General features: G+C 64.2%; 26 protein-coding genes. 18 read left to right on the forward strand and 8 right to left on the reverse strand.

Annotation, left to right across the window (positions count from 1 at the left end; translation table 11 throughout):
- The first annotated feature begins 195 nt into the window (after positions 1 to 195).
- On the forward strand, positions 196 to 1611 hold the full coding sequence (locus DEIPE_RS14655; RefSeq protein ID WP_245557541.1) for a DUF512 domain-containing protein: 1416 nt from the start codon (positions 196 to 198) through the stop codon (positions 1609 to 1611).
- An 8-nt stretch (positions 1612 to 1619) separates the two neighbouring features.
- On the opposite strand, the gene DEIPE_RS14660 is transcribed toward DEIPE_RS14655, so the two are convergent.
- Positions 1620 to 2897, reverse strand: a complete 1278-nt coding sequence (locus tag DEIPE_RS14660; RefSeq protein WP_015236754.1) for a M16 family metallopeptidase — start codon at positions 2895 to 2897, stop codon at positions 1620 to 1622.
- The gene (locus tag DEIPE_RS14665) at positions 2884 to 4119 is read right to left on the reverse strand and encodes a M16 family metallopeptidase (protein WP_157448888.1); all 1236 of its coding nucleotides are present in this window, start codon (positions 4117 to 4119) and stop codon (positions 2884 to 2886) included. Before DEIPE_RS14665 ends, DEIPE_RS14660 begins: the two co-directional genes overlap by 14 nt.
- 116 nt (positions 4120 to 4235) lie before the next feature.
- Here DEIPE_RS14665 and DEIPE_RS14670 point away from each other — a divergent pair, with 116 nt between their 5' ends.
- Positions 4236 to 4472, forward strand: a complete 237-nt coding sequence (locus DEIPE_RS14670) for a ferredoxin (protein WP_015236113.1) — start codon at positions 4236 to 4238, stop codon at positions 4470 to 4472.
- Between the two features lie 201 nt (positions 4473 to 4673).
- The gene (locus DEIPE_RS14675; RefSeq protein WP_015236756.1) at positions 4674 to 5360 is read left to right on the forward strand and encodes a Crp/Fnr family transcriptional regulator; all 687 of its coding nucleotides are present in this window, start codon (positions 4674 to 4676) and stop codon (positions 5358 to 5360) included.
- 15 nt (positions 5361 to 5375) lie between these two features.
- On the opposite strand, the gene DEIPE_RS14680 is transcribed toward DEIPE_RS14675, so the two are convergent.
- On the reverse strand, positions 5376 to 6929 hold the full coding sequence (locus DEIPE_RS14680) for an N-acetylmuramoyl-L-alanine amidase family protein (RefSeq protein WP_052326716.1): 1554 nt from the start codon (positions 6927 to 6929) through the stop codon (positions 5376 to 5378).
- A 122-nt stretch (positions 6930 to 7051) separates the two neighbouring features.
- Between DEIPE_RS14680 and DEIPE_RS14685 the strand changes: the two genes are divergently transcribed.
- Together DEIPE_RS14685 and DEIPE_RS24110 are read left to right on the forward strand one after the other, a co-directional pair.
- Positions 7052 to 7645, forward strand: coding sequence for an NUDIX domain-containing protein (locus tag DEIPE_RS14685; protein WP_015236758.1), 594 nt, complete (start codon positions 7052 to 7054; stop codon positions 7643 to 7645).
- A gap of 159 nt (positions 7646 to 7804) precedes the next feature.
- Complete coding sequence (locus tag DEIPE_RS24110; RefSeq protein ID WP_157448889.1) at positions 7805 to 7957, forward strand: hypothetical protein; 153 nt, start codon at positions 7805 to 7807, stop codon at positions 7955 to 7957.
- 3 nt (positions 7958 to 7960) lie between these two features.
- Here the strand turns inward: DEIPE_RS24110 and DEIPE_RS14690 are convergent, their stop codons facing one another.
- On the reverse strand, positions 7961 to 8749 hold the full coding sequence (locus DEIPE_RS14690; RefSeq protein ID WP_015236759.1) for a TatD family hydrolase: 789 nt from the start codon (positions 8747 to 8749) through the stop codon (positions 7961 to 7963).
- A gap of 109 nt (positions 8750 to 8858) precedes the next feature.
- Here DEIPE_RS14690 and DEIPE_RS14695 point away from each other — a divergent pair, with 109 nt between their 5' ends.
- The 4 genes from DEIPE_RS14695 (at position 8859) to DEIPE_RS14710 (ending at position 11795) form a co-directional block, all read left to right on the forward strand.
- Positions 8859 to 9434, forward strand: coding sequence for a hypothetical protein (locus DEIPE_RS14695; protein WP_015236760.1), 576 nt, complete (start codon positions 8859 to 8861; stop codon positions 9432 to 9434).
- Between the two features lie 2 nt (positions 9435 to 9436).
- Positions 9437 to 10321: an LptA/OstA family protein gene (locus DEIPE_RS14700; RefSeq protein ID WP_015236761.1), complete on the forward strand. Its 885-nt coding sequence runs from the start codon at positions 9437 to 9439 to the stop codon at positions 10319 to 10321.
- Entirely contained in the window at positions 10318 to 11325 is a 1008-nt protein-coding gene (locus tag DEIPE_RS14705; protein ID WP_015236762.1) for an LptA/OstA family protein, read from the forward strand. The genes DEIPE_RS14700 and DEIPE_RS14705 overlap by 4 nt, the downstream gene beginning before the upstream one ends.
- Positions 11326 to 11435: 110 nt before the next feature.
- The gene (locus tag DEIPE_RS14710) at positions 11436 to 11795 is read left to right on the forward strand and encodes a hypothetical protein (RefSeq protein WP_157448890.1); all 360 of its coding nucleotides are present in this window, start codon (positions 11436 to 11438) and stop codon (positions 11793 to 11795) included.
- A 96-nt stretch (positions 11796 to 11891) separates the two neighbouring features.
- Here DEIPE_RS14710 and DEIPE_RS14715 read toward each other — a convergent pair whose 3' ends face one another.
- Both DEIPE_RS14715 and ndk read right to left on the reverse strand, forming a co-directional pair.
- On the reverse strand, positions 11892 to 13055 hold the full coding sequence (locus DEIPE_RS14715) for a pyridoxal phosphate-dependent aminotransferase (protein ID WP_015236764.1): 1164 nt from the start codon (positions 13053 to 13055) through the stop codon (positions 11892 to 11894).
- 237 nt (positions 13056 to 13292) lie between these two features.
- Positions 13293 to 13709: a nucleoside-diphosphate kinase gene (gene ndk, locus DEIPE_RS14720; protein WP_041231603.1), complete on the reverse strand. Its 417-nt coding sequence runs from the start codon at positions 13707 to 13709 to the stop codon at positions 13293 to 13295.
- A 79-nt stretch (positions 13710 to 13788) separates the two neighbouring features.
- Here ndk and DEIPE_RS14725 point away from each other — a divergent pair, with 79 nt between their 5' ends.
- From DEIPE_RS14725 to DEIPE_RS14740, 4 genes are all read left to right on the forward strand, one after another.
- Positions 13789 to 15765, forward strand: a complete 1977-nt coding sequence (locus tag DEIPE_RS14725; protein ID WP_245557542.1) for an ABC transporter permease — start codon at positions 13789 to 13791, stop codon at positions 15763 to 15765.
- On the forward strand, positions 15765 to 16670 hold the full coding sequence (locus DEIPE_RS14730; protein ID WP_015236767.1) for an ABC transporter permease: 906 nt from the start codon (positions 15765 to 15767) through the stop codon (positions 16668 to 16670). Before DEIPE_RS14725 ends, DEIPE_RS14730 begins: the two co-directional genes overlap by 1 nt.
- Positions 16671 to 16895: 225 nt before the next feature.
- The gene (locus DEIPE_RS14735) at positions 16896 to 17951 is read left to right on the forward strand and encodes a helix-turn-helix domain-containing protein (protein ID WP_015236768.1); all 1056 of its coding nucleotides are present in this window, start codon (positions 16896 to 16898) and stop codon (positions 17949 to 17951) included.
- Positions 17952 to 18255: 304 nt separating this feature from the next.
- Complete coding sequence (locus tag DEIPE_RS14740; RefSeq protein WP_342663271.1) at positions 18256 to 19371, forward strand: AI-2E family transporter; 1116 nt, start codon at positions 18256 to 18258, stop codon at positions 19369 to 19371.
- Between the two features lie 67 nt (positions 19372 to 19438).
- On the opposite strand, the gene DEIPE_RS14745 is transcribed toward DEIPE_RS14740, so the two are convergent.
- On the reverse strand, positions 19439 to 19816 hold the full coding sequence (locus tag DEIPE_RS14745; RefSeq protein WP_015236770.1) for a VOC family protein: 378 nt from the start codon (positions 19814 to 19816) through the stop codon (positions 19439 to 19441).
- Between the two features lie 88 nt (positions 19817 to 19904).
- Here DEIPE_RS14745 and DEIPE_RS14750 point away from each other — a divergent pair, with 88 nt between their 5' ends.
- Positions 19905 to 20921, forward strand: coding sequence for an aldo/keto reductase (locus tag DEIPE_RS14750; RefSeq protein WP_041231604.1), 1017 nt, complete (start codon positions 19905 to 19907; stop codon positions 20919 to 20921).
- Positions 20922 to 20986: 65 nt separating this feature from the next.
- Positions 20987 to 21730 (forward strand): chlorite dismutase family protein, encoded by a 744-nt coding sequence (locus DEIPE_RS14755; protein WP_041230927.1) that lies wholly within the window; start codon positions 20987 to 20989, stop codon positions 21728 to 21730.
- Between the two features lie 67 nt (positions 21731 to 21797).
- Here the strand turns inward: DEIPE_RS14755 and DEIPE_RS14760 are convergent, their stop codons facing one another.
- Positions 21798 to 22934 (reverse strand): S1C family serine protease, encoded by a 1137-nt coding sequence (locus DEIPE_RS14760; protein ID WP_015236773.1) that lies wholly within the window; start codon positions 22932 to 22934, stop codon positions 21798 to 21800.
- Positions 22935 to 23041: 107 nt separating this feature from the next.
- Here DEIPE_RS14760 and DEIPE_RS14765 point away from each other — a divergent pair, with 107 nt between their 5' ends.
- The 3 genes from DEIPE_RS14765 to DEIPE_RS14775 are packed head-to-tail and all read left to right on the forward strand — an operon-like array spanning position 23042 to position 25546.
- Positions 23042 to 23533 (forward strand): EVE domain-containing protein, encoded by a 492-nt coding sequence (locus tag DEIPE_RS14765; RefSeq protein ID WP_015236774.1) that lies wholly within the window; start codon positions 23042 to 23044, stop codon positions 23531 to 23533.
- A gap of 6 nt (positions 23534 to 23539) precedes the next feature.
- Positions 23540 to 24316 carry an FAD-dependent thymidylate synthase gene (gene thyX, locus DEIPE_RS14770; RefSeq protein ID WP_015236775.1) on the forward strand — a complete coding sequence of 259 codons (777 nt, stop codon included), beginning with the start codon at positions 23540 to 23542 and terminating at the stop codon, positions 24314 to 24316.
- 45 nt (positions 24317 to 24361) lie between these two features.
- The gene (locus DEIPE_RS14775; RefSeq protein WP_015236776.1) at positions 24362 to 25546 is read left to right on the forward strand and encodes a YihY/virulence factor BrkB family protein; all 1185 of its coding nucleotides are present in this window, start codon (positions 24362 to 24364) and stop codon (positions 25544 to 25546) included.
- The last annotated feature ends 6 nt before the right edge of the window (positions 25547 to 25552 follow it).

Genomic DNA, 25552 nt, shown 5'->3' on the forward strand with positions numbered 1-25552 from the left:
CGCCGGGGGCCAGCCGCTTGCCTTCTGTGGTCTATGGCCTAAAGTTCGCCGCCGCCGGGTGATACACTCCTTTCTTTGGAGCGCGTTCCCTCGGCAGATTTGCGAGGCGCGGACGCCACACTTCTCAAGCCTTTTGGAGGCCGCGTGTACCTTCAGCCACAACCTGACCCAACTTCGCAAAACCACGCTGGTGACGTGTACCCGGCTCAAATCAAAAGTGTCGCACCTGGCAGTCCCGCCGAGCGTGCCGGCGTGAAAAGTGGCGATCAGTTGCTGCGCGTGAATGGCCAGGCCGTGACGGACATCCTGGCGTACCGCGCCCTGCTCGAAGCGGGCCGCGCTTCCCTGGAAATCGCCCGTCCGGCCGCGCCTGCCTTTTTCGCGGTGGCGCAGGACCACCACACCATCAAGGCGCAGGAAGCGCCGACGTTCACCTTCGAAGTCGAGTGGGAAGACCCGGGGCTCGAGTTCGAGGAAGTCCTCTTCGACGGCATCAAGAAGTGCGCCAACAAGTGCGATTTTTGCTACATCCACCAGATGCCGCGTGGTTTTCGCAAGAGCCTCTACATCATGGACGACGACTTCCGCCTGTCGTTTCTGTACGGTTCGTTCGTCACGCTTACCAATCTGACCGACGCTGACGTGAACCGAATTCTCGACGAGAACCTCTCGCCGCTGTACGTCAGCGTCCACACGGCCAACATAGAATTACGCCAGGACCTGATGAAGTGGTGGAAACTCAAGGTCAAGGACGAACGCACCACCAACATCCGCGACATGATCGAGCGGCTCGAACCCATTGACCTGTACACGCAGGTGGTGCTGGTGCCCGGGCGAAACGACGGGGAGCACCTCGACGAAACCCTGGCGTATCTCGCGGGGCGCCCCAACGTCATCAGCGCGGCCGTCGTGCCGGTGGGACTGACCGACCACCGCAACAACCTGGCGCACGTCGACACGTTCGACGCCGACGGGGCGCGTGACGTGTTGCGGCGTGTGAACCTCTGGCGTGCCCGCCTGCTACAGGAGCGCGGTACCCGCTTCGTGTTTCCCAGCGACGAGTTTTACCTGCTCGCGGGCGAGAGTTTGCCCAGCGAGGAGGAGTACGAAGGTTTTCCCATGCTGGAAAACGGCGTGGGCATGGTTCGTGATTTCCTCACCGAGGGGTTGCCTCCCTTGCCCGCGCGCGTTTCCCCACGCCGGGTGATTCTGGCGACGGGCACTTTGTTCGCTCCCGCCCTGGAGCGTGCCGTCGAACCTTTGCGTGACGTCGAGGGTCTGCAGATCGAGGTGCGTCCGATTATCAACCGCACGTTCGGCGTGGCCACGACGGTAGCGGGCCTGCTGACCGGGCGCTGCTTTCGCCACGCGGTCGAGCCGGGCGAAGCGGACCTGCTGATCGTACCGCCCACCACCTTGCGTTATGGCACCGAGCTGATGCTGGACGACGTGAGCCTGAACGAACTGCGCGGTGAACTGCGCATGGACGTCCGACCGGGAGGCTCGACGCTGGGTGAACTCGCGCGGGTGCTGCTCGGTGAAGACCTGAATTCACAGCCGCAGTTCGGGTTCAGCGCCCACGCCGTCAAAGAGCAGCGCGGGCAGGCCTGAACTTCGGATCAGGCAGGAAACTGCCCGGCAGGCGGGCCGAGTACCACGATGTTCAGGGCATCGAACGGTCGCAGTGCCAGTACCTCTTCGACCTCGGTCCGGCTGACGCGCTCGAAAGCGGCCACACTTTCGGCAACGCTGGGGGTGCGGCCCAGGTAGGTGTGGTCCATCCCCAACGTGAACAGCCGCGCGTACGGAGTTTCAGCGCGCAAGGCGACGCTCACGGCCAGTTTCTTGCGGGCGCGCGCGAGTTCGGCTTCCGTGACGCTTTCCAGCTGAACGCGTTGCAGTTCGCCTCGCACCACCTCTAGGGTCTGCCCGGCACGGGTCGGGTCACAGCTCCAGGCACCCTCGAAAGCGCCCGTTTCCTCGAACTCCACGTGTGATAAATCCACGCTGTCGGCCAGCCCACCGTCCACCAGCGCCCAGTACAGGCGGCCGTTGTCGCCGCCCAGAATCTCGGCCAGGACCACGGCCGCTTCGCGCAGCGGATGCGAAGCCTGCAGGCCCGGCGCCAGGAAGGCAATGTTGGCCCGGTTCATGTCGGTGTCCTCGACGATCTGCAGGCCCGCCGAAAAACTGTGCGGGGAAAGCGCTCGCGTGAAATTCCCCTGAGGCCAGGCCGACGTCAGGGCCAGCGCGGCAGTGACCAGCGCATTCCAGTCGAAACGGCCGCAAGCCACCAGCGTCACGCTGCCCGTGCCGTAGCGTGACCGGAAGTTGTCCTGCAGCCGCTCGAGGGTCAGCCCTGCGACCGTCTGCGGTGTGCCCAGCACCAGGTGCCCCAGGGGATGGGTTCCCCAGGCCTGCGCACGCAGCTCGTCGAAGGTGCGCGAAGACGGATCGTCGGCGTACATGGCGATTTCTTCCAGGATGACGCCACGCTCTATTTCCACGTCAGCAGGGCGGAAGGCTGGCTGCATCAGTTCGGTCAGCAGGGAGAGCAGCTCCGGCCACGTTTCGGGCAGGCAGGCGGCGTGATACACCGTCGTTTCCTCGCTGGTAAAGGCGTTGACATTGGCGCCCAAAGCGTCCAGGCGCACGTTCAGTTCACGGCCCGATACCCGTTCGCTGCCTTTGAAGAGCAGGTGCTCGATGAAGTGCGAAGCGCCCAGATCCTGAAGTGTTTCGTCACGCGCGCCCGTTCGTACGAAGTAGCCCAGCGCGACCGTCTCGGCGTGCTCGTCGCTTTCACCCAGCACGGTCAGGCCATTCGGCAGCACGATCTGAAGTACCTGCGGTCCCCTGGCCGGGGAGGGCCGCGCTCCAGGGTCAGGCCAGGGCATGTGCACCATTCCTCAGTACCGCGCCCTGTCCGAGGGACATCACGGCGGGCCGCTCGAAAGGGCGTTCGGCCAGCAGTTCGTTCACGTCCGCGAGCGTCAGGGCCTCCAGGTCACGGCGCACCTCACCGAGGGCCCGCACGGCGCCCAGCGTCAGCCAGTCACGCGTGAGTGCCGAGGCCCGCCCGCGCGCCGTCTCGGCCGCAAAGACCGTCGCTGCGAGCAGCTGCGTGCGGGCCCGCTCGAACTCCTCGGAAGTGACGCCCTGACGCAGACGGGCGAACTCATTCAGCAGTACGTCCAGTGTCTGGGCCGCGCGTCCCGGGGTACTGCCCGCGTAGGCCCACACAAAGCCGTCGCGGCCGGTCACGTGAACGCTCGCGCCGACGCTGTAGGCCAGCCCGCGCTTTTCGCGGACCTCCTCGAACAGCCGCGAAGCCGATCCGCCCGCCAGTGCGCCCAGCGCCACGTGAAAGGCCAGCCAGCCGGGCTCGGTCGGACCGGGAGAGCGAAACAGCACGTTGATGTGGGTCTGCTGACTGTCATCCGGCTGATGCCGGACGAAGTCGCCCTGGAAGATGACCGCCGGCAGTTCCTGGCCGCCGCCCTGCCAGTCGCCGAAGTGCACGGTAACCAGGTCATGGACCACCTGCTCTTCAAAGTCACCCACGACGGCCAGTGCCGCGCCACGTGAACCGTAGCGCGAGTGAAACGCACGCGCCGTTTCGGGCGTGATGGCCGCGATGCCCGCCAGGGTGCCACTCACCGGGTGAGCGTACGGACGGGCAAAGGCCAGTTCACGCAGACGTACGGCCAACTGGTCGGCCGGACTGTCGGCCAGGGACTCGAGATCCTGCCGGGCCAGGTCCAGGACGCTTGTCAGTTCGCCATCCTGCAGGTGAGGACGGCGAACCACGTCGGCCAGCAGCGTCAGGGCGCGGGGAAAATCGCTTCGCAGACCGCTCACGCTGAAGCGGGTACTTTCGTGCGTGACGCTGCCACCGCGCCGCAGACCGAGATCGTCGAAGGCGTCGGCCAGCGCGCGCGCGTCCAGGTTGCCCGCACCCTTGTGCAGCCACTCCTCGAGCACGGCTGCCGTGCCTTCCTGCCCGGCAGGGTCGTGGGCGGCGCCCAGCGGGAGACGCAGTTCAAGGGCGAAGCCAGGGCCAGGGCGGCGTTCGAACAGCAACGTCAGGCCGCTCTGAAAAGGGTGAAGCACAGTCACCGCACGATTCTACGCGCTCAGCGCCGGATTCGCGCTGCTTCAGGTTGCCATTGCCTCGCAGGCGGCCTTGACGAAAGTCATGGCTGCCCGCTTCCTCCAGCGGGCAGACTGCCGGTATGCCTCACGTGATTACCAGCCCCTGCATCGACGTCAAGGACCAGAGCTGCACCGAAGTCTGCCCGGTGGAGTGCATCTACGATGCAGGCGAGATGTTCCTGATCCACCCTGACGAGTGCATCGACTGCGGCGCCTGCGTGCCCGCCTGCCCGGTCGCGGCCATCTACCCCGAGGAAGACACCCCGCAGGACCAGCTGCCCTTCATCGCCAAAAACCGCGAATTCTTCGGCCTCTGATTTCAGGGGTGGGCGCAGGCGGAGCCGCTTGCCTTTGGAGCGAGCGGGCAGTGGCTGAGCGGGCAGGTCACGAACGCCCGCCGGTCGGAGCAGCGCCTGCTGCAGACGCCTCGGGGTGCCCGGCGATCATCCGGCGGCCCGGACGCCGGGTGCAGTACACTTGGGCGTTTTCGTGGCACTCTGAGCGGAAAGTTCTCGCTGATGACGACTGAACGCGCCCTGTCCCTGATCCGTCTCGTTTCGCTCTTTCACGGTGCAAGCGAGGCGGACGTGCTCACGCTGGCACGTCACGGACAATTCCGGCAACTGCGCCGCACTGAGGCGCTGTTCCACGAAGGGGACCGCGCCGACGCGCTGTACGCCGTCGAAAGCGGCTGGCTCAAAATCTTCAAGCTCAGTCCACGGGGCAACCGCGAAGTCACGCTGTATCTGGAGGGGCCACGGCAGGTGGTGGCCGGCGTGTCGGCGCTGATCGAGGATGCACGTCTGGCGGCCAGCTGCGTGGCCCTGGAAGACGCCTGTGTGCTGTGCCTGCCAGCCGACGTGGTGCGGCATGTCACGTTCCACTCTCCCACGGTCGCGCAGGCGGTGATCGGGTATTTCGCGCGGCGTCAGGGTGATCTGCTGCACCGCATGGAGCAGTTGCTCTTCAGCGATCTGAGCGAGCGTCTGGCCGCGCACCTGCTGGCTTCGGGCGCGCATTCTCCGTACGCCCTGCCCACCAATTCCGAACTCGCCTCGCTGCTGGGCACGGTGCCCGAGCTGGTGAGCCGCAAACTGGGCGAGTTCTACCGTCAGGGGTTTATCACGCTTTCGCGCCGCACCGTGCGCATTCTCGACGTGGAAGCCCTGCGCGCCCTGGCCGAAGGAGAAAGCCGGGCGCGCTGAGCTGGCCGCGCACCTTCAGTTGTCCGGCAGGCTGGCGTTGCCGGGCATCAGGTAATCCCGGATGCCCCAGGCGATGCCGGCGGCCACCCGGTCCAGGTAGTTGGACGACAGCAGGTTCTGACCGTCCACGGGATGGCTGGTGTAGCCGATTTCCACGAGTGCTGACGGAATTTTCGAATTGCGGAGCACTGCCAGCGAGGTGCTTTTGAGACCTTGCGAATACGCGCCCGAAAAGCGGATCACCTGTGCCTGCAAGCTGGCCGCGAGGCCGCCGCTGCCCGCCGCGTTGGGATACCACCACGTCTCGACGCCGTAGCCGCGCATCACGGCGTTTTTGTCCATTGCGTTGACGTGGATGCTCACCAGTACGTTGTTGGGCGCCTGTCCCATTCCGCCGCGCATGGCGAGGTCGCTTGATTTGTTGCTCGACAACTGCGAGTCGCGGTCGCGGGTCATGGTGACCTGCGCGCCTGCCGCCTGCAGCAACGCCCGTACCCGCAGGGCGACATCGAGCGCCACCTGTTTTTCGATGACTGTCCCGATGGCGCCCGGATCCGTTCCGCCGTGCCCCGGATCGAGCACGATCCGTACCGGCAGCGTGAAGCGCGGCAGCGCCGCTTCCGTGAGCGGCAGCGGCGACGTATCGGCAATGGCCGGCGCAATGTCAATGGCCAGCCGGTTGAGGGTTCCACCTTCGACAGGAGGCAGCAGCAGGGTCTTGAATCCTCCCCGTCCGTTCATGGTAAAGGTCGTGCGCAACACCACGCCAATGCCCGAGGCCGTCGGCTCGAAACGCCACTCGGCCAGCTCGGGTGACACCTGCTGGGCCGCCTGCGCCGCCGCGGTTACTCCGGTCAGCTCGACGCGCAGCCCCAGCGGTCCCGTCGTGATGCTGTAACGGGAACTGGCGGGCAACTCCAGCACCACGCGCGTACTGCCCGGGCTTTTGCCGATGCGCGGTGCGGCCAGGGGAATCAGGCCGCCGACGGGCGCGGTGGTCTCGGGCAGCGGCAGCGTGGGAACGCTCGTGGTGGCGACTTGGGATGCGCTGCTGGGCGGTACGGTCCGTACCGTGCCTTCCGGGGCATCCTGCGCTCCACCTTGCAGGGTGGCCGCGAAGTCAATGACCAGCCGCCGCGCCGTGACACCGTCGGCCGGCAGTTCGAAGCTGCGCCAGCCTCCGCTGAGCCCCAACGGATAGTGCGTGAAAATGGTCGCGATGGCGCCGCTGGCCGTGGCGGTGTATTGCCACGAGGACACCTCGCCGGAAATGTTGGTCGTGCCCTGCGCGCGGGCACTGACATTGGCAAAATCGATGCGCAGCCCGCCGAAGGTGGGGGTGAGCGAATAACGCGCGTCTTCGGGCAGATCCAGCACCACCCGGGTTGTGCCGCCCGCACTGCTGATTCGTGGCGTGGGCAGCATTCCCAACGAAGCGCTTTGAGCATTGACGGACGGCGCGAGGCTGGGCGCCGAAGAAGCGGGAGGCGTGGAGGGAACAAAAGGGGAGAGTGGTTGAGCGAGCGCGCCTGAGCAGAGCAGCAGACCCGCGAGAACCCGCGACTTCATATGCGCCCCACTTTACCCATTCTCAATGAGAACTGCGCGGAAATACGCTGTTTTGGTGCATTTCATCTCATGAGAGAAAGATCTAAGTATCCTCATCTACGATCAGAATTACCCTGAGGGGCATGGCCGACACCACACATCACGCTTCACTTGAGGCTTTGACCCCGGACGCCGAACAACCCTGGCAGGTACAGACCAGCCGTGAGTTACCGTTTGAGCCGCTCTTGCACCTCGACACGGTGCGGCTGCATGGCGGCGGGCATACCAGCTACCTTTACCGTCCACGCGGCGAGAAGGCTTCGCTGGTGGTGCCTATCACGCCACAAGGCGAAATCGTGCTCTTGCAGCAGTACCGCTACCCGTTACGCACCACCCTCACCGAGGTCGTCGCGGGAGGTGTAGAAGTTGGTGAAACGCCCCTTGAAGCCGCGCATCGGGAATTACGCGAAGAGGTCGGAGGTGTGTCGGAAGAGTGGCTTGCCCTGCCGTGTTTCTGTCCGCAACCCAGCTTTACCGGGCAGATTTTTTATCCGTTCATTGCCCTGAACGTGCGGCTGCTCGACAGCGCACCCGAAGAAAGCGAGCTGCTGAGCGTGCAAACTGTGCCGCTTGCCGAGGCGTATCGCCGTCTGGACGCCGGGGCCATTCCCAACGCGCCCAGCGCGCTGACCCTGTTTCACGCCCGGGGTGAACTGCAACGCCGGGGGCTGCTCTGAGTCGCCGGGCCTTCACAACCCTGGCTGCGCCCGTCGAACGTGCCGAGCTGGTGCAGAACAGTGAATTTCTGACTTTCGCCCGCCGGGCCGACACGCCCGAGGAGGCACTGGCCCTGCTCGCACGTCAGCACCCTGTACCGGGTTCTGGAAAGCTTCGACGTGCGGCGGGGCGCCGAGATGTACGAGGCGTCCGGTCTGCGCCTCGAAGTTTCGCTGCTGCTGGACGCGCTGCCTTCTTTCGAGATGACCTTGCGTGACGCTACCCACGGCCAGGCCCAGGTGACGCGCGGTGAAGACCCATCCGTGGGTTGAGGGTCAACCTTCAGGCAGTGCCCGTGGAGCTGGCTGTGACAGGCCGTACACGCGGCGGGCGTTGTCATCGGTAATGGCTTCCAGCTGCGCTTCGGACAGGCCGAGAAGTTCGGCCAGAAACTGCAGGGTGTAACGGACGTAGCCGGGCCGGTTCGGCCTGCCTCGCTTGGGCACGGGAGCCAAAAAAGGCGCGTCGGTTTCGATCAGCAGACGTTCGCGGGGCACGAAGCGCGCGGCTTCCTGCAGGTCGCGGGCATTTTTGTAGGTGAGGTTTCCGGCAAAGCTGACGTAGAAGCCCAGATCGAGCCCGGCGCGCAGCAGCATGGCGTGTCCGTTGAAGCAATGGAGGATACCCCTGGGCCAGCCGGCATGCGTGAGCGTTTCGGCGACTTCCCGGCTGGCGGTGTCCTGACCTTGTTTGTCGCGCACGTGGATCACGATGGGCAAGTCCCGCTCCCGTGCCAGCTTCAGCTGCCACTCGAACGCGCCGCGCTGCTGCTCCGGGGAAGCGGCGTCCCAGTAGTAATCGAGCCCGCTTTCCCCGATGGCGACCACCCGCGGATGCCTGCTCAGTGCTTCGATTTCGGCGCGCACCTCGGCCGAGTCACGCGACGCCTCGGTGGGATGCAGGCCGGTTGTTGCCCAGACCTGATGGAAACGCTCGGCCAGCTTCACGGCGCTGTGGGCGTGCTCGGGATCCGCGCCGATGCAGACCACGCCGCTCAGCCCGAATTCCCCCAGGGCAGCTTCCGGATCGTCGAGGTAGTCGAGGTGGCAATGCGAATCGAACATGAACGTCAGACTAGCGTCGCCAAGGTTACCTGAACGCTGCGCGGCGTTCCTGACGAAGCGCGTCAGTCCTGATTCACCGTTTTCATTGCCTCGCCGCTATCATCGGGGCGTGCTGAAATACAGTTGGCTTGCACTCGGCGTCCTCCTCGCTTTCGGGGTCATCGTGGCCCTGTTGCCCGAGGGAGAACAGGCGAGGAGCCAGCCTGGTGTCACCCTTTCCGGGGTGAACTTGCGGCTCTACCCACAGCAGGACCAGGAAGCCGAGTGGCGTTTTCGCGCTCAGGATATTTCCTTTGATCCCCTCAGTGGTGAGACCGAAATCGTGAAACCCACCAAGGGTGAGCGTCTGCTGCGTGGCAAACTCGACATGACCATCAGCACCGAGCGTCTGGTAATCGACAGCAGCGATAATTTGCAGACGCTCAAGGCCCAACTGTACATTCCATCCCAGTGCACCACGCTGGACTTGGAGGGAACAGCGGAGACTCCGGTGCGCATCGACCAGACGAGGGGCTACACCGCACCCACCGGCAAGATGAGTTCGCCGGGCGTCGTCTCCGAGATTGCCAACCTGGTGTCCTCGTTTCAGCTGGACGCGCAGGGAGACGTCAAGAAGATGGAAGTTGATCCTGACGCCTCAGGAGAGTGCGTTGACGGAAAACTGGTGAACGCCAGAGGAGACTGAACATGAAACGAATCATTCTGATCGGTGCCGCGCTGGCCAGTGCCGCATTTGCGCAGCAGGCCAAGGACCGCGTCGTGCGCTTTAGTCCGGACATCAAGTTTTCTGGCAATCTGCGAACCGGACCCTACAACTTCACGGGATCGTCCAGCGTTCCCGTGACCGCCACGATCAGCACCATGAAAATCAGCAGCCTGCGGGCGGTGCTCGCGGCGCCCAACGGTACGCCCATCACTTCGGCCGAAGGCAAGCGCAGCGCCGACTTCATGGACAGTGTGACGGTCGTGCGCGGTCGCCTGAACGCCAAGGGTTCGGCGCTCAATTACGCAGAAGCCACCGGTGTCGGCGTGCTCAAGGGAAGCGCCTCGGCCGTGTTCGCTCCCGAGAAACAGGGCGACGATCCGGTGAACATCACCGCCGGGGAAATGAGCTTTGACGTCGACACCGACATCAGCACGTCGAAAGGCAGCGTCAAGATGGTGAGCGGCACCCAGACCGGCACCAGCAGCACGATGGTCTTCGACGAGAAAAAGGAACTTGGTTTCCTGACCGGCGACGTACAGATGAACCGCGCTGCGAGCGGCAAGCAGAAAGCCCTGAACGTCACGGGCACCGAAGCACGTCTGCTGACCAAAAACAAGCTGATGTACGTGAAGGGCAAGGTCCGTCTGGTTTCGGGCGACATCACCACCACCGGCGACAACATGTTCTACGACGATCAGAAGAACCTCGCGGTGATCGTGGGGAACGCCGTGAGCGTCAACGCCAAGGACGGTACGCGTGTCACCGGTAACGTACTGGAGCAACGCACCGACCTCGGGCGGGTGCGGCAACTGACGGGCGGGTACCAGATTCCGGTCGATCAGTTTAAACTTTCCAACGAGAAGTGAAATTCTTTCCCACCACATTCAGCGTGAGCGGGCTGGCCGCCTTCCGGGCAGGAGGGTCGGCCCGTCCCCTCACGCTGCTGTTGCTGTGCGGGCTGGCTTTCGCGCAGGAAGGTGCTCCGGCTCCGGCTTCTGCTCCGGCGCCTCAGGGCACGCCCGCGCAACCCTCAGGGCAGCCCCCGGCCCAACCGGCAGCGCCCGAGGGAGAGTTGCCCCAGGCCACCATCACCCTGGAGCGAACCACCAGGTCAAACGAGAAACGCACGATTGAAATCGTGCGTCAGGGAACTGACGAGACTGGCATCTCGGCCACCTGCAGTCCACAGGACGACGAACCCGACGACGCTCCGACCATCGTGGTCTATTCCGAGTCCACGTCTCGGGGCGTGCGGGTCACCGTCGACAAGAACGTCATTCGCGCGCCGCTGGCGATCATCACCAAGCAGCAGGGAGGCGACGGGCACATCGAGATGACCGCGGGTACCGCCCGCTACCTCGAGGAGGCGCCGGAAGGCAAGACCGACCGTTTGAGCCGCTGCGAAGTCGAAGCCCGGCCTGAAGTAAAGAGCGACACGGTGAACGTTACCCAGGGCAAGACCTCGCTGAAGGGCAGCAAGCTGGTCTACGATGAAAACGACGGAGTGGCGCGCATTTCCGGGCCCATCACCTTCGCCCGCGAGAAGCTGACCGGCAAAAGCCAGCGCATCGATGTCGACGTGGAACGCGAAGTGACCACCCTGGTGGGCGCCGTCGAGTTCCGGGATGGTGACCGTACCAGCAAAGCCGAGCGGGTTGACTACGACGACACGCGCAACGTGGCGATCCTGCGTGGCACGCCGGAAAACCTGGCCGAAACCAGCACGTCCAAAGACACCTTGCGTGCCGAAACGATTCGCTACAACCTCGATACCGGTGAAGCGGTCGTGCTGCGCGGCGAGAAACCGATCAGCGGCAAATTCGAGGACGAGGAGAGCGAAGCTCCTGCACCTGCACAGGACACCCCTTAGCGTTTTGGAACACGCCGCCCCGGCGTTTCTGGAGGCTGGCTTCACGCCGCCTCAAGACGCCCTCGGCGTTCTCCAAGCCGCCTTCCATGAGCAGCGCTCACCATGAAGGCATGAGCAAACCCATTACGCCCCGCACGCACGGCATGATCGACTACGGCTCGGTCGCCCTGATGCTCGCCGCGCCCAGCGTTCTGGGCCTGACGGGCGCCGCCCGTACCCTTTCGTACGCGTTTGGCGGAAGTTACCTGTTGCTGAGCGCCTTCACCGACGACCCCCTGGGCCTCAAGCGGGCGCTGCCGTTCAGGACGCACGGCAAGCTGGAACTCGCCAGTGCTCCCGCGCTGCTCGCCCTTCCCTGGCTGACGGGCGCCTTGAAAGACCCGAAAGCCCGGATGTACTTTCTGGGCCTGCTGGGCACGGTCGCCACGGTGTACAGCCTGACTGACTGGGAGGCCGACCCGGACCTCTGAGTACAGGCAGGTGATGGGTGCTCCCGGCGCGCTTGCGCCACGTCGGGTGAGGCAGCCAACCACACGGCCGGGCCGTGCCCGGCCCCTTTTCATCGTTCAGCGGGCCGACACGCTCAGCAGTGCGCCCATGCGCCCCAGGGCTTTCTCGATGTTTTCGAAACTGGTGGCGTAGCTGAGCCGGACGCGGCCCGGAGCACGAAAGTCAGTTCCGGGCACCACCGCCACGCGCGCGTCGTCCAGAATGATGCGCGCGGCTTCCAGCTCACTGGCGTGAATGCGGGAAGTGTCTGCCATCACGTAAAACGCACCCTGCGGCAGGGGAGTGGGGAGGCCTAGGTCGTTCAGACCGCTCACAATGCGGTCGCGGCGACGACGAAACTGCTCACGGGCACTGGCGATGAACGCCGAGCTGTCCTGAATGGCCGCGACCGCCGCCCACTGCGCGACCGAGTTGGCATTGCTGGTGCTCTGACCCTGAATGGCGTTCATGGCCCGGATCAACGCCTGTGGCCCGGCGGCGTAACCGATACGCCAGCCGGTCATCGCGTACGCCTTGCTCGCCCCGTTGATGGTCAGCGTGTGCTCGGGCGCGAAACGCGCGATCGACAGGTGCTCGGCGTCGTAGATGATGTGCTCGTACATCTCGTCGGTGATGATCAGGAGGCCGTGCTTTACGGCCAACTCGGCCACCGCGCGCAGGGTCGCTTCACCGTACACTGCGCCCGTCGGGTTGGCGGGTGAGTTCAGCACGATGGCGCGCGTGCGGGGCGTGATGGCCCTCGCCACGGCGGCCGGGTCGAGGTCGTAGCCGTTTTCGGGTTGAGTATCGACCGCCACGGGCACGCCGCCCGCGAACGCGACCATTTCCGGATAGCTGACCCAGTAAGGCGCCGGAATGATCACTTCGTCGCCAGGATCGAGCAGCGCGAAAAACGCGTTGAAGAGTGCCTGTTTGCCCCCTGTCGAAACCGTGACCTGCTCGGGTGAGTAGGTGAGTCCGTTCTCGCGCTCGAATTTGGCGCAGATCGTTTCGCGCAGTTCCGGAATGCCCTGCACCGGGGTGTATCTGGTTTTCCCCGCGCGAATCGCGGCGTAGGCCGCTTCCTTGACGTGCTCGGGCGTATCGAAATCGGGTTCCCCGGCGGCCATGCTGACCACGTCGACACCTGCGCGCTGCAGCTCCAGGGCGCGCCCCGTCACGGCAATGGTTGAGGAAGGCTTCAGGCTGCGCACCTTGTCGGACAGTTTGAATTCGAACATTTCAGCCTCCGGAAACGAGAACCGCAGCCGACATGACACGGCTCGCGGCCTGGCGTTCGCTCAGTGTACCGAGGTGTTGCAGGCTGTGGTTCGCAGTGCGCTGCACCTGTTTAGGCTGGCTGCCTCTGGAAGGCTGAACAGAGCTCGGTGGGGCAGGGCTTGAATTGGGCATAAGGATGACCAAAGCCGAAGGCGGACCCTATTCCGGGTCCGCCTTCTTGCCCCTGAGATCAGGCTTTACCGAAGCAATTCAGCGTCGCCGAAAAAGAGGCCCAGCTCGCGCGCGGCGTCTTCCTCGTTGGCGCTGCCGTGAATGACGTTCTCGCCAATGGTGGTGGCGTGATCGGCGCGAATCGTGCCAGGTGCGGCGTCCTTGGGATTGGTGGCGCCCATCATGGCGCGCAGGCCGGTGATGACGTTCTCGCCCTCAAGGGCGATGGCGACCACCGGACCCGAGGTGATGAAGTCCACCAGCTCTCCGAAAAAGGGGCGCTCACGGTGCTCGGCGTAATGCTGCTCGGCCAGTTCGCGGGGAATGACCAGCTGCTTGAGACCGATGACACGGTAGCCCTTGTCGATGAAGCGCTGCAGAATGCGGGCGGTCAGCTGACGACGGACACCGTCCGGCTTGATCATGGCGTAGGTGCGTTGCATATCGCGCCCACAATACACGACTTGCCCGCTCGGGCGCGCCTGCCCACTGTGATGTTTGTAACCTGAGTACAATACCAGGGTGACTTCCATTCACCCTCGTCCTACACGCTTCTCGGCGAATCTCAGCGCGGGATTCGCGGTGCTGGCGATTCTGGGGCTGTTTTTGTTTCCTTACGCGACGTACGGTCGCAGTTTCGGTGGCACGGGGACTTTGCTGCTGCTGACCGGGCAGGTTCTGGATGTGACCGGTTTTGCCGCTCCCACCCTGCCCCCGGCGGGCACGGCGCTCGCCTTCGGTTGGGCGGCGCTGGTGGGGCTTTTGGCCATCGTGGCGTTGGCCTTTTTGCGGTCACGCTGGTTATGGCTCGGCGGCCTCGTGACGTTGGTGCTGGGCCTTGTGTCCGGCATCGCTTTCGAGAGTGCCCTGGGTGCCGAGGTGCAACGTCTGCTTGCCGGGGGCACGCCCCTGCGGCGTATTGGTTATGCCTCCGGAGGTCTCAACCTGGGCCTGTTCATGGTGTTGCTGGCAAGTCTGGTGACCTTGCTGGCCGGGGCCAGCGCTTCTCCGGCGTGGTACGGACGTCTCAATCGTCTGCGCGCGCTGATGGTGCCGTTTGTGGCCATTGCTCTGGCCGTCGTGGTGGGTGCGATTGTGGTGCTGATCATCCAACCGGTGCCCGTCGAGGGAGCGACGCGGCTGACACCTGCCATTGCCTGGTACGGCAAGATCGACGTCGTCTGGTTCGTGTACTCGACGCTGTTCGCACCGCTTGGCAACCTCAGTGATTTCTTTCAGAGCCTGACGCTGGCCACACCGCTGATTTTCACCGGACTTTCGGTGGCCTTTGCATTTCGTGCCGGCCTGTTCAATATCGGCGCGCCGGGCCAGCTGGCCATTGGCGCTGTCTTTGCCATGATCGTCGGCGTGTATGCCCCCTTGCCGCCCGTGCTGCTGCTGCCGCTGACCGTGATCGCGGCCGCACTGGGGGGCGCACTGTGGGGTGCCATTCCCGGGATTCTCAAGGCGCGCTTCGGTTCGAGCGAAGTCATCAACACCATCATGCTCAATTACATCGCCTCGGCCGTGTTCATCTTTTTGATCGGCTCGAACAGCTTCCCGCTCTTTGGACGCACGTACGGCCTGCCCTTCAAGCCTCCCGGCGCCAACGAGGCGACCAGCCAGGACCTGCAGGAAGGTGCGCGGCTGCCCAGCCTTCCCGATCTGCTGGGCTTTCAATCCAACCAGAGCGGCTTTGTTCCACTCGCACCCCTACTGGCGCTGCTGGTGCTGACCGCGCTGTACGTTCTGCTGGCGCGGCACCCGCGCCGGACCCTGATTGCCATCGGTGCCAGCCTCCTGACGCTGCTGCTCAGCTGGTCGTGGTTCGGGGTGCGGGTGCAGGTCACCAGCGGTCTGGCGGGCAGCAACCTCAATGCGGCCCTGTTTCTGGCGCTACTGGCCGTGGTGTTCTTTGCAGTGTTCATGTGGCGGACATCGAGCGGCTACGCGCTGCGCGCCGTGGGTTTTGCGCCGAAAGCTGCCGAGTACGGCGGAATCAGCGTGGCGCGCAATACCGTGCTGGCCATGACCCTGGCAGGCGCCTTCGCAGGCCTCGCGGCCACCCACTACGTCATGGGCGGCGCACTCGACGAATACCGACTCAAGCAGAACCTGCCGTATCAGAACGTCGGATTTGACGGAATCACCGTGGCGCTGATGGGTCAGTCCACCCCGGTGGGTGTCGCTGCCGCAGCCGTGCTGTTCGGAACCCTTGACACCGGCGGGCTGTACGTCAGCCAGCAGCTGGGCAAGGTCAACAAGGACATCGTGACCGTACTCAAGGCCTTGATTGTGCTGTTCATCGCGGCCGGCGGGTTCCTCAGCAAGCGCATTACGGACCCGCCTCCAGCCGTGCTGCAGCCCAATGTGGGCAAGGTAAGCGGTGAATCGCGCGAAGCGCTCGGCCACAAGGACCGGAACGACGCGGGCCGCACCGGGGAAGGTCCCACCGCGACGCCGGCCAGCAACCCCAACAACGACGGGAGGGACGCCTGATGCTCGATCAGTTGTTGACCCTTGCGTTTTTCGCCACTGCCGTGCGATTCACGGTGCCGTTGCTGCTGGCAGCACTGGGTGGGCTCTTCAGTGAGCGCTCCGGCGTCGTGAACATCGCCCTGGAAGGTCTGATCATCTTTGGGGCACTGGCGGGCGCGGTCATTACCCTCAGCCTCGATCCGTTCCTGGGTGAGCTCTCCCCGTGGGTCGGCTGGTTGGGTGGCATGCTGGTGGGAGGTCTGATCGCGTGGATTCACGCGGTCGTGAGCATCAAGTACCGTGCTGATCAGATCATTTCGGGCACGGCCATCAACCTGCTGGCACTCGGCGTGCCTCCGGTGCTGCTCAACGCACTCTACGGTGCATCGACCGATTCCCCCTCGGTGCAGTACCGCTTGCCGCTGTGGGGCCCTGAAGGTCTGGGGTTTTCACCGCCAGTGTACCTGGCCTTCATGTTGGTCGCCCTGACGTGGTACGTGCTCTACCGCACGCCGTACGGCCTGCGCCTGCGAGCGACCGGTGAGCATCCGCACGCCAGTGCCAGCATGGGCGTCAACGTTCGCCGCATGCGCTACAGCGCCGTCATCCTGTCCGGGGTGCTGGCCGGCACTGCCGGTGTCTTTCTGTCGATTGGCAACCTCGACGCCTTTACCCGCAACCTGGCGGCCGGCCAGGGTTTCATTGCACTCGCCGCGCTGATCTTCGGCAAATGGACGCCCTTGGGCGTGCTCGGCGCCACGGTGCTGTTCGGAGTGCTGCGCGCCCTGGCGGTGCAGTTGGGAGGCGAGAATATCCTGCCCTCGGCGTTCATCGAAGCGCTGCCCTACGTGATCACCATCGCGGCCCTGGCCTTTACGGGACGCTCGGCCGGGCCGCGCGCCGTCGGCAAACCTTACGACGGTTGAGACAAACTGGTTCGCCCCGCGCACACGTGCGCGGGTCGGTCTTATGGAGCGCCGGCCCAGGAGGGACCGCGTTCCCGTCGTCGCGGGAACGAAGGCGGGCGGGCGGTCAGGCGCAAGCTTCAGAATCAAAATTTCACTGCCCCCCATTAACGTGTGGAGATAGACTGACGGCCATAAGGCCAAGGTCAGCCTGGAGCAAACATGCTAGGTTTGGCAGGAGTGCAGATGCGTCATAGCCCATTCGGAGACTCCCTACGACAGGCCCGCGAGGAAGCCGGCCGGACCTTGCCGGACATCGCTGCTTCGACCAAGATCCGCGCGGAGTACTTGCGGGCCCTGGAGGAAGGTGACTTTGCGGTTTTGCCCGAGCGGCCCTTTGCCCGCAGTTATCTGAAACGTTACGCCGCTGAACTGGGCGTCGACGCGGCCCCGCTCCTGGCGGAGTTCGACCGAGCTGTGCCACAACGGCCAGAAATCAGCAGCGCCTTGCGCGGAACCCAGGCGACGCGCCGCCCGGTCGTTCCGGTGGGCGCGCTGGCAGCCGTGTTCAGCAGCTTGGTGGTGGTGGGCGCACTCGGCTGGGCTGGCTACGCGATGTGGCGTTCGAGCACTGGGGTGACGCCTCCCGAATCGGGCGCCACCGTGCCGCTGACCACCGAGCGGCAGATTCGTCTGAGTGTGGCCAGCCGACCCTCCGGCGCGCGGGTGTACCTCGACAATCGTCTGCTGGGTGAAACGCCGGTGCGCGAGTTTCCGCTGGAAGCGCGCAACCGTGGACAGCTTCGCCTGGAACTCTCCGGGCACAAGACGGTACGTCAGAACGTGGACCTCGGCCAGACCAGGACAATTCAGGTTCAGCTCGAGCGAGAGGATGCGGCGCAGGTACAGGTCGGTGAAGGAGCGACCCCAGGCGACCAGGTCACGGCCTCCTCGGCGGTCACACCGACGCCGCAAAAAGCCCTGAGCGCTCCTTCCGCCCCAACGAGCACCGCGCCTGCTCCCGCTGTTTCCCCGGCCCCGGTTGCGGGCGCTGCTTCCGTGCCCGCTTCGGCAGACGGCGGCGTGACTTTGCTTTTTCGTGGCCGCTCGTGGGTTCGGGTGACCAGCCCGTCAGGCCGCGTGCTGTATGAAGGGATTCCGCAGGTCGGAGCCGAGCGGGTATTTCCGGCTGGCGTGACAGTGCGGGTCGGTGCCCCAACGGCTGTGCAGATTCGCCAGGGAAGCGCTGAAGCGGCGCCTTTCGGGTCCGGCGCCAGTCCGGTTACCCGCCGTTTTCCGTAACAGTCCGGCGATTCGCTCCGCTTATCCGGTCAATTCATGGTGCAGCGCCCCACCGGGCCTGTGGTCTTGAGTACGGCGTCGCCCGGATTCGTGTAACGGCATCGACTTCTGGGCAATCTCACTGTTTTCGGTGTGAAACGGGCATAAGGAAGCGGGCGCGCTTGCCTGCCTTTCACGTCGTCACCCCATGGGGCCGGGCAAATCGAAAGATGCCCTTTTGGCAAGTCGCTGCCGGATCGCTCCGGGTGCGTGTTAGCGTGTCCTCGGGTCCAACCCGACCTTGAAGAAAGGCGCACACTGCATGATGAACCCAGTTCCTGAAGGCAATGCCTTCGTGTCCATCTGGCGCAACCCCTATGTTCGCGTCGCCGTGTTCCTGCTGCTGGCCTACCTGGCGTACCGCTTCATCGGCCAGATCGCCAACGTGCTGATCCTGGCGACCGTGGCGTACGTGATTGCCTACCTGGCCAATCCCTTGCTGGTGTGGTTCGAGCGTCGGCGCGTGCGTCGGGGCGTCGGTATTCTGTTCGTGCTGCTCGCACTGATCGGATTGCTGGCGCTCGCTTCGACCCTGCTGGTGGCGGTCATTCAGCAGTTCGCCAATCTGATCGAAAGCCTGCCGCAACTGGTCGCCCGCGCCAACGAACTGATCCTGAGCCTCAGTGGCTGGCTGGAGCGATTCCGAGACTCACCGATTCTGGGTGGGTTTCAACAGCAAATCACCAGCTTCACCCAGAGCGGTGCTGAGACGTTGCAGCGCAACATCCTGCCCTTCTTGCAGCGTCTTGTGTCAGCCAACGGCCCGCTGGTCGGCGGGCTCTCAACAGCAGCCGGCTGGCTCGGCAACCTCGTGCTGATCCTGATTCTCAGCATCTACATGATGGCGGGCTTCGACAAGATCGGCCTGACGCTGCTGCGAATCTTTCCACGGCGCTGGCAGCCTCTCGCGCTCGAACTCTCCCAGAATGTCGAGCGCGCGGTGGGTGGTTATCTGCGGGGCCAGATTCTGATCGCGGTGGCCGTCGGAACCATGATCGGCGTGGGCCTCGCCATCGTCGGGGTGCCGCAGGCGGCGGCCATCGGGTTTCTGGCGGGCATCTTCAACATCGTGCCGTACCTCGGGCCGATTATCGGCGCTTTGCCGGCGATTCTGCTGGCCCTGCCGGACGGCTGGCTGAAGGTGGTGCTGGTGATCGTGGTTTTCGTGGCGGCCAATCAGATCGAGGGTAACTTTCTGTCACCTTATATCCTGGGGCGTACCACCGATTTACACCCCATCACGGTGCTGCTCAGCATTCTGATCGGCCTGGGGCTCTTCGGGATCGTTGGCGCCCTGATTGCCGTGCCGCTGGCCGCGCTCGGAAAACTTCTGCTGCATGAGTATTACTACCCCAGCCGCGTATACAAGGGTGGGCCTTAGCGAGGTTGTGTGAAAGCGGGCGGCATGTTCATGCCGCCCGCTTTCCGTGTACCCGAGGGCCGCGCCCTTATGGCTCCTGTTGGAGCAGCTCGACCTGCCGTCCGTCCGGGTCGAGCACGAAGACCACCAGTTTGCCACTCGGTGTGCGCTGCATCTCGCGTGAGAAAGTCACACCTGCCTTTTTCAGGGCTTCGGCGCAGGAAAGCAGATCGGGCACTTCCAGCGCCACATGTTCCATCCAGGACGAACCGGTCAGCTGTGCCGGGTCGGGGATCGGTGGTGGCGGCGCGAAGAACTGGAGCTTTCCGCTGTTCTGGAATTCGATGACCATGCGCCGCAGTCCGTCCTGAGCGGTGCTGTCTTTCAGCAATTGTCCACCCAGCCGGGTGTAAAAAGCGAGCACTTCATCGGGCCGCCGGGTCAGGAACGAGACGTGCTTGAGCATGGTTTCCACGCTAGCAGTTCGCGCCGCCGGCGCTGGCAGAGTATGTTTGTCCTCTGTGGGCGGCGACGCGGCCTCGTATCATGCCGGCATGGAATACCGTCAGTTGCTGGGAACCGACTTGCGCGTAAGCGCGCTGGGATTTGGCGTGTGGACGGTGGGGACCACCTGGTGGGGGGTCAAGGACGAAGCGCTGGGGCTGGAGCTGTTGCGCCGCGCCTTCGACCTGGGGGTCACCTTCTTCGACACTGCCGACACCTACGCCAGTGGCGCCGCCGAAAGCATCCTTGCCAAGGCCCTGCGCGAGAAGCGTGACGAGCTGGTGATTGCCACCAAATTCGGTTATGACATCTACAACAACCCGGAGCGTCCCGGGCAGCAGGAGCGTCCGCACGACTGGACGCCGCAATATCTGCGCAAGGCGCTCGAAGGCAGCCTACGGCGTCTCGGCACCGACCGCATCGATTATTACCAGCTGCACAATCCACGCCTGGACGCCATCCAGAAAGATGATTTGTGGGCAGAACTGGAAAAGGCCAAGATCGAGGGACTCATTCGCGCTTACGGCACCGCGCTCGGCCCTGCCCTGAACGAACGGCAGATCGATGAGGGCGTAGCTTCGCTGCGTGAGCGTCGCGCGCCCACCCAGATCATTTACAACCTGCTGGAGCAGGTGCTGGGCCAGGCCATTCTGCCCGTCGCAGAGAAAGAGGGTGTGGGCGTCGTGGCCCGTGTGCCGCACGCCTCGGGTCTCCTCGAAGGCTACATGACCCAGGACACCACCTTCGAGAGCGGCGATCACCGCAACTGGCGCTTGACCACCAACGAACGCAAGAAAGCCTGGCTGGAAGACGGCCTCAAGAAAGTCGACATGCTGCAGCGTTTTCTGGATGGGCGCACCATCGGTCAGCTGGCCATTCAGTGGGCCTTGCGCTCACCTGCCATGGCGTCCGTGCTGCCCAACATCTACGATGAGGCTGGTCTGACCAACTACGCCGCCACCTTCGACGCACGCCCCCTCTCAGACGTCGAGTACGCCGAAATTCAGCAGCTGTACGCGGAGAACTTCGGGCTCAAGACCAATTTGATCGGAGAAACGATTCGCTGATGTCCGATGAACACAAGCAACCCCCGGCGGGTGGGGGAGAAGGCGGTCGTCCGCAGCGTCCGCGCATGATGGTCGATCTCGACCCCAGCGGGCAGGTGACCCAGAAGCCTGCCGACCGCGCGCAGCGTCAGTACCTCAACTACGCGTTCTACAAGCTCGATCCGGCTTTCCGGCGTCTCTCCCAGAGTGAGCAGGCCGAATTGAAACAGGAATTTACGGCGGCAGTCGAGGGCTGGCTTGACGCGCCCGCCGAAGCCGGGCGTATCCTGCGCACCTACAGTACCGTCGGTACGCGTGCCGAAACAGATTTCATGCTGTGGCGCATGGCCTTCGATCTGCGCGACTTCAACGACGCGCAGGCGCGCCTGAACCGCACCCGGCTGGCCGGTTACCTGACGCAGCCCTACAACTTCATCTCGATGCAGAAGCGCAGCCAGTACGTCAACCGCGTCGAGGGCAGCGGTCACGGCCTGGAACTGTTGCCCGGCGAGGGTACCTACCTGTTCGTGTATCCCTTCGTGAAGACGCGCGCCTGGTACGACCTTTCGCCGCACGCACGGCAGGGCATGATGGACGAGCACATCTACGCTTCGGGGCCTTTCAAGGGTGTGCGCCTCAATACCAGCTACAGCTACGGCATCGACGATCAGGAGTTCATCGTGGCCTTTGACAGCGATTACCCGCAGGAATTCGTCGACCTTGTGGGACGCCTGCGCTACACCGAGGCGAGCCTCTACACCCACCGTGATACACCGATGTTCACCTGTGTCAAAAAGGACCTCGCGGGCCTTCTGGGTGACCTCGCGTAACCTCTCTTCGCGAGTTCAATTCATGAAGTCAACGGCGGGTGCATATCCGCCGTTGACCCTTCCTGGCTTATTCGGTCTGTTGATAGTCGATGCTGCCCTTGGCGCCCAGCTTCACGGGCACCCGCAGCCGTTCGCCGTCCCGGTCGACGGTCAGGTTGACCGTGTCGCCCACACGCTTCTGGCGAATCTGAAACAGCAGCTCGTAAAAGTCAGAGGTGGGCTGGCCGTCGACCGCCACGATGATGTCGGCCTGCAGGCGCTCGCCCGCCTGCCCCTGGGCGTTGCGGTCGGCATCGGTGCGCGGCACGACGCGCTCTCCACGCAGGCCTGCCTGGTCGGCCGGGCTGCCCGGGACGACCCGCGCCACCACCGCGCCGGGCGTGCTGTACTGGTGCGGAGAGTCGCCGAAAATGCCTAAAGCTGGCACATCGCGCTTTTCGCCGGCGCGCAGGGCCTGTAGCGTTTCATCCACCGTGGTGACGGGAATGGCGTACGACGCCAGGGTCTGCACATCATTCGGGTTAGCCATGGCGCCAATGTCGCTGTTGGCCAGCCGGATGTAGCTCACCACGCCAATGGCGCGCCCTGCCGTGTCAAGAATCGGCCCGCCCGAATCGCCCGGCGCGAGGGGCGCGCTCATTTCCAGGGTGCCTTGCGGAAAATCTGCCCGTGCGGCCTCCGCGTTCAGGCGCAGCAGCCGGCCCTGACGGGGCTGCAAGAACTGCTGTCGGCTGTTGCCGATGGCCAATACGCGCTCGCCCGGGTTGGGCGTGCGTTCGGCCAGCGCCAGAAACGGCACGCGGCCACGCACGTTGGCTTTCAGCACGGCCACGTCCTGCGCGGCGTCAAAGCCCACCACCTCGGCGCGGAAACGCTGACGGGACTGGGTGGTGACGTTCAGGAATTTGGCGCCCTCGATCACGTGGTAGGCCGTGAGCAGCGTGCCTTGATCGTCAATGAAAAAGCCGGTTCCGATCGCTTCGGGCGCTCCCCCACCGGTGATGCTCTGCTCGACGCGTACGGTGGCCGGACGCGACTTCTTGAAGAGGTCCTGCACCTGGTTGGGCAGCTGCTCCGGTTCCTGCAACCGGGGAATCGGGTTGAAATCGAAATTGTACTCGAGCGGCCGCCCACCATCGCGCGGCGCGAGGTACATGCCAAGCGCGACGAGCATCAGAATAGGAAGCCAGGGAGAGCGGCGCATATTCCCAGCCTAGTGAAAGGCAGGAGCTGTCAAGGTGCCGGGGAATACGCTGAACACCGTTCGCGCGCGGGCTCAAGAATGCCTCAATACCTCTCTAGAATGGCGTCATGCGGTACTGGCTGCTCAAAAGCGAACCCGACGTTTTCTCGTTCGAGATGCTGTGCGCGCGGGGCTGCGAACCGTGGAACGGCGTGCGCAACTATCAGGCCCGCAACTTTCTGCGCGCCATGCGTCAGGGTGATCTCGCGCTTTTTTATCATTCCAACACTTCGCCCAGCGGTGTCGCGGGACTTGCGCGCATCGTGCGTGAGGCGTACCCGGACGATCTGCAGTTCGATCCGCAGAGTCCGTACTACGACCCGAAAAGTGCCGGGGGTGAGCCGCGCTGGAGCATGGTAGACATCGCGCCCGTGCAAGCCTTGCCACGCTTCGTGCCGCTCGACGAGTTGCGACGGCTACCGGAACTGGCTGACTGTGCCGTCATCAATCGGGGAAACCGCTTGTCGGTGCTGCCGGTAACCTTCGCCGAATGGGAAGCTGTTCTGCAGGCCGGAGGGCTCGATCCGGCGCGCCTGGGTGAACCGGTCGAGGTGGCGTGATGTTTCTTGCGCGATGCACCTCGGGTCGTCTCTGTCCTTGAGCGCGCCACCGGCACGGTAAGCTGGGGTGAGATGACCACCATCACCGCCCAGAACGTGCTCTACCCCCTTCAGGACGACATCGGCAGCGTCGCGCTCGTGCAGCATGTCGGAGATGACAAATCCGTCGTGAATGCTGCCCGCGTGAGTTTTGGCGGTGACAACGATGCGCCCCTGACCGAGCGCGACGAGAAGCTCATCAAGTACCTGCTGCGCGAACAGCACGGCAGCCCGTTCGAGCACAACCTGCTGACTTTCAAGATCGTCTGTCCGATCTTCGTGGACCGCCAGATGGTGCGTCACCGTGTCGGTGTCTCGAAAAACGAAATTTCGGGCAGGTATGTCGAAGTCGGGGAGCGGGTGTACGTACCGCGCTCCTTTCGCAGGCAGGCCAAAAGCAATCGCCAGGCAAGCGTCGCCGATGAAGCCGGCGAGATCGACCAGCAAGGCGCGGCCCTCGTATGGCAGGAAGCCTGGCAGCTCGCCTACGCTGCGTACCAGCGCCTGCTCGACCTCGGCGTGACCCGCGAGCAGGCGCGCGGCGTGTTGCCTCAGGCCATGTACACCGAGAGTTACTACACCTTCAACCTGCGCTCGCTGCTGCATTTCCTGGCGCTGCGTGACCATCCCGGTGCACAATTCGAGACGCAGCTGTATGCCCGCGCGTTGGCCGAACTGGCCGAGCCGCTCTTCCCGGTCACCTTTCGGGCGTGGCGCGAACTGCATTCCGAAATGCCGCATTAATCCGGGGCAAACGAGGGTCGCACCGCCTACGCCTACCATGCAGGCGTGAAGCTGCCTGAACTGTTTTCCCTGCTGGGTGACGCCGCGAAAGCCTTTTCGGCGGACCGGGCGCCGCGGCTGGCCGCGGCGCTCGCGTACTACACCATCTTCGCCCTTGCCCCGCTGCTGTTCATGGTGATCGTCATTGCCGGCCTGGTATTGGGTCAGGACGAGGTGCAGACGCAGCTGCTTGCCCTAGTGCCACAAAATATGGGCGGCGGCGAGGAAAGCACCTTCATCAAGGATCTTGTCGAGAAAGTCGACGTGGAAAGCGGCCGGGGCCTGGCTGCAGTGCTCGGAACGGTGACGCTGTTCATGGGCGCCACCGGGCTCTTCGCCAACCTACAACAGACCATCAACGCCCTCTGGGGCGCAGACCCGCCGCCGGTCAACGGATTTCTCAACATCATCCGTACCCGGCTGGTGTCCTTTGCCTTGGTGGTACTGATCGCCGTGCTGATCCTGGCGTACCTGATCGGCAGCACGATCCTGTCAGCCTTTGCGACCACCCTGGGCGAGACCATCGGGGCAGGGGCGATCCTGGCGCGCCTGGCCAGCCTGCTGCTGGGCATCGGGCTGTTTTCGGTCATCTTCGCCATGATCTACAAGTACCTGCCCGACGTGCGCCTGCAGTGGCGTGAAGTCTGGACGGGCGCCATTTTCACGGCGACGCTCTTCACGGTAGGGCAGCTGCTGATCAGCTTGTACTTCGCGCGGGTCAGCCCGGGCTCGGTGTTCGGGGCGGCCGGGTCTCTGGTGGTGCTGCTGCTGTGGATCTACTACTCCAGCATGATCCTGTTCTTCGGTGCCGAGATGACCTGGGTCTATTCGCAGAAGTACGGCTCACAAGGCGGCGGGGCCCAGAGTCCAGACAAGAAACAGGCGCTGGCGCAGAAGGGTTCGGATATTCCCACGAATGTCAGTCGGCAGGAACGCGAGGCGGTCGAGCGAACCCCGGGAAGTCAGCTGCCCACCGGCGCGGCGACACCCTACAGCGGACAGTCGGACCGTCAGCAGGGCGGGCAGGGGTCGGCCCGCGGAGCGGTCGGTGCTGTGGTCATTCCGGCCGCACCCGTGCCCGGACCGGGTAGGGCGGCACTTCACGCGGTGTATTCGGTGCTTGCCTTGCCCGCGCTGACACTGTTCGGTGTGACCCGGGCGGTGGGACGGCTGGTGCGCAGACGCCGGTGACATCGG

This window comes from Deinococcus peraridilitoris DSM 19664 (assembly GCF_000317835.1).
GTDB classification, from domain to species: domain Bacteria; phylum Deinococcota; class Deinococci; order Deinococcales; family Deinococcaceae; genus Deinococcus_A; species Deinococcus_A peraridilitoris.

Excerpts from the sequence above, each read along its gene's own strand:
- DEIPE_RS14660 (WP_015236754.1), bottom strand. The coding sequence starts at position 2,897 with ATGCCCTGGCCTGACCCTGGAGCGCGGCCCTCCCCGGCCAGGGGACCG.
- DEIPE_RS14670 (WP_015236113.1), top strand. The coding sequence starts at position 4,236 with ATGCCTCACGTGATTACCAGCCCCTGCATCGACGTCAAGGACCAGAGC.
- DEIPE_RS14675 (WP_015236756.1), top strand. The coding sequence starts at position 4,674 with ATGACGACTGAACGCGCCCTGTCCCTGATCCGTCTCGTTTCGCTCTTT.
- DEIPE_RS14680 (WP_052326716.1), bottom strand. The coding sequence starts at position 6,929 with ATGAAGTCGCGGGTTCTCGCGGGTCTGCTGCTCTGCTCAGGCGCGCTC.
- DEIPE_RS14685 (WP_015236758.1), top strand. The coding sequence starts at position 7,052 with ATGGCCGACACCACACATCACGCTTCACTTGAGGCTTTGACCCCGGAC.
- DEIPE_RS14690 (WP_015236759.1), bottom strand. The coding sequence starts at position 8,749 with ATGTTCGATTCGCATTGCCACCTCGACTACCTCGACGATCCGGAAGCT.
- DEIPE_RS14700 (WP_015236761.1), top strand. The coding sequence starts at position 9,437 with ATGAAACGAATCATTCTGATCGGTGCCGCGCTGGCCAGTGCCGCATTT.
- DEIPE_RS14710 (WP_157448890.1), top strand. The coding sequence starts at position 11,436 with ATGAGCAAACCCATTACGCCCCGCACGCACGGCATGATCGACTACGGC.
- DEIPE_RS14715 (WP_015236764.1), bottom strand. The coding sequence starts at position 13,055 with ATGTTCGAATTCAAACTGTCCGACAAGGTGCGCAGCCTGAAGCCTTCC.
- ndk (WP_041231603.1), bottom strand. The coding sequence starts at position 13,709 with ATGCAACGCACCTACGCCATGATCAAGCCGGACGGTGTCCGTCGTCAG.
- DEIPE_RS14730 (WP_015236767.1), top strand. The coding sequence starts at position 15,765 with ATGCTCGATCAGTTGTTGACCCTTGCGTTTTTCGCCACTGCCGTGCGA.
- DEIPE_RS14735 (WP_015236768.1), top strand. The coding sequence starts at position 16,896 with ATGCGTCATAGCCCATTCGGAGACTCCCTACGACAGGCCCGCGAGGAA.
- DEIPE_RS14740 (WP_342663271.1), top strand. The coding sequence starts at position 18,256 with ATGAACCCAGTTCCTGAAGGCAATGCCTTCGTGTCCATCTGGCGCAAC.
- DEIPE_RS14745 (WP_015236770.1), bottom strand. The coding sequence starts at position 19,816 with ATGCTCAAGCACGTCTCGTTCCTGACCCGGCGGCCCGATGAAGTGCTC.
- DEIPE_RS14750 (WP_041231604.1), top strand. The coding sequence starts at position 19,905 with ATGGAATACCGTCAGTTGCTGGGAACCGACTTGCGCGTAAGCGCGCTG.
- DEIPE_RS14755 (WP_041230927.1), top strand. The coding sequence starts at position 20,987 with ATGATGGTCGATCTCGACCCCAGCGGGCAGGTGACCCAGAAGCCTGCC.
- DEIPE_RS14760 (WP_015236773.1), bottom strand. The coding sequence starts at position 22,934 with ATGCGCCGCTCTCCCTGGCTTCCTATTCTGATGCTCGTCGCGCTTGGC.
- DEIPE_RS14765 (WP_015236774.1), top strand. The coding sequence starts at position 23,042 with ATGCGGTACTGGCTGCTCAAAAGCGAACCCGACGTTTTCTCGTTCGAG.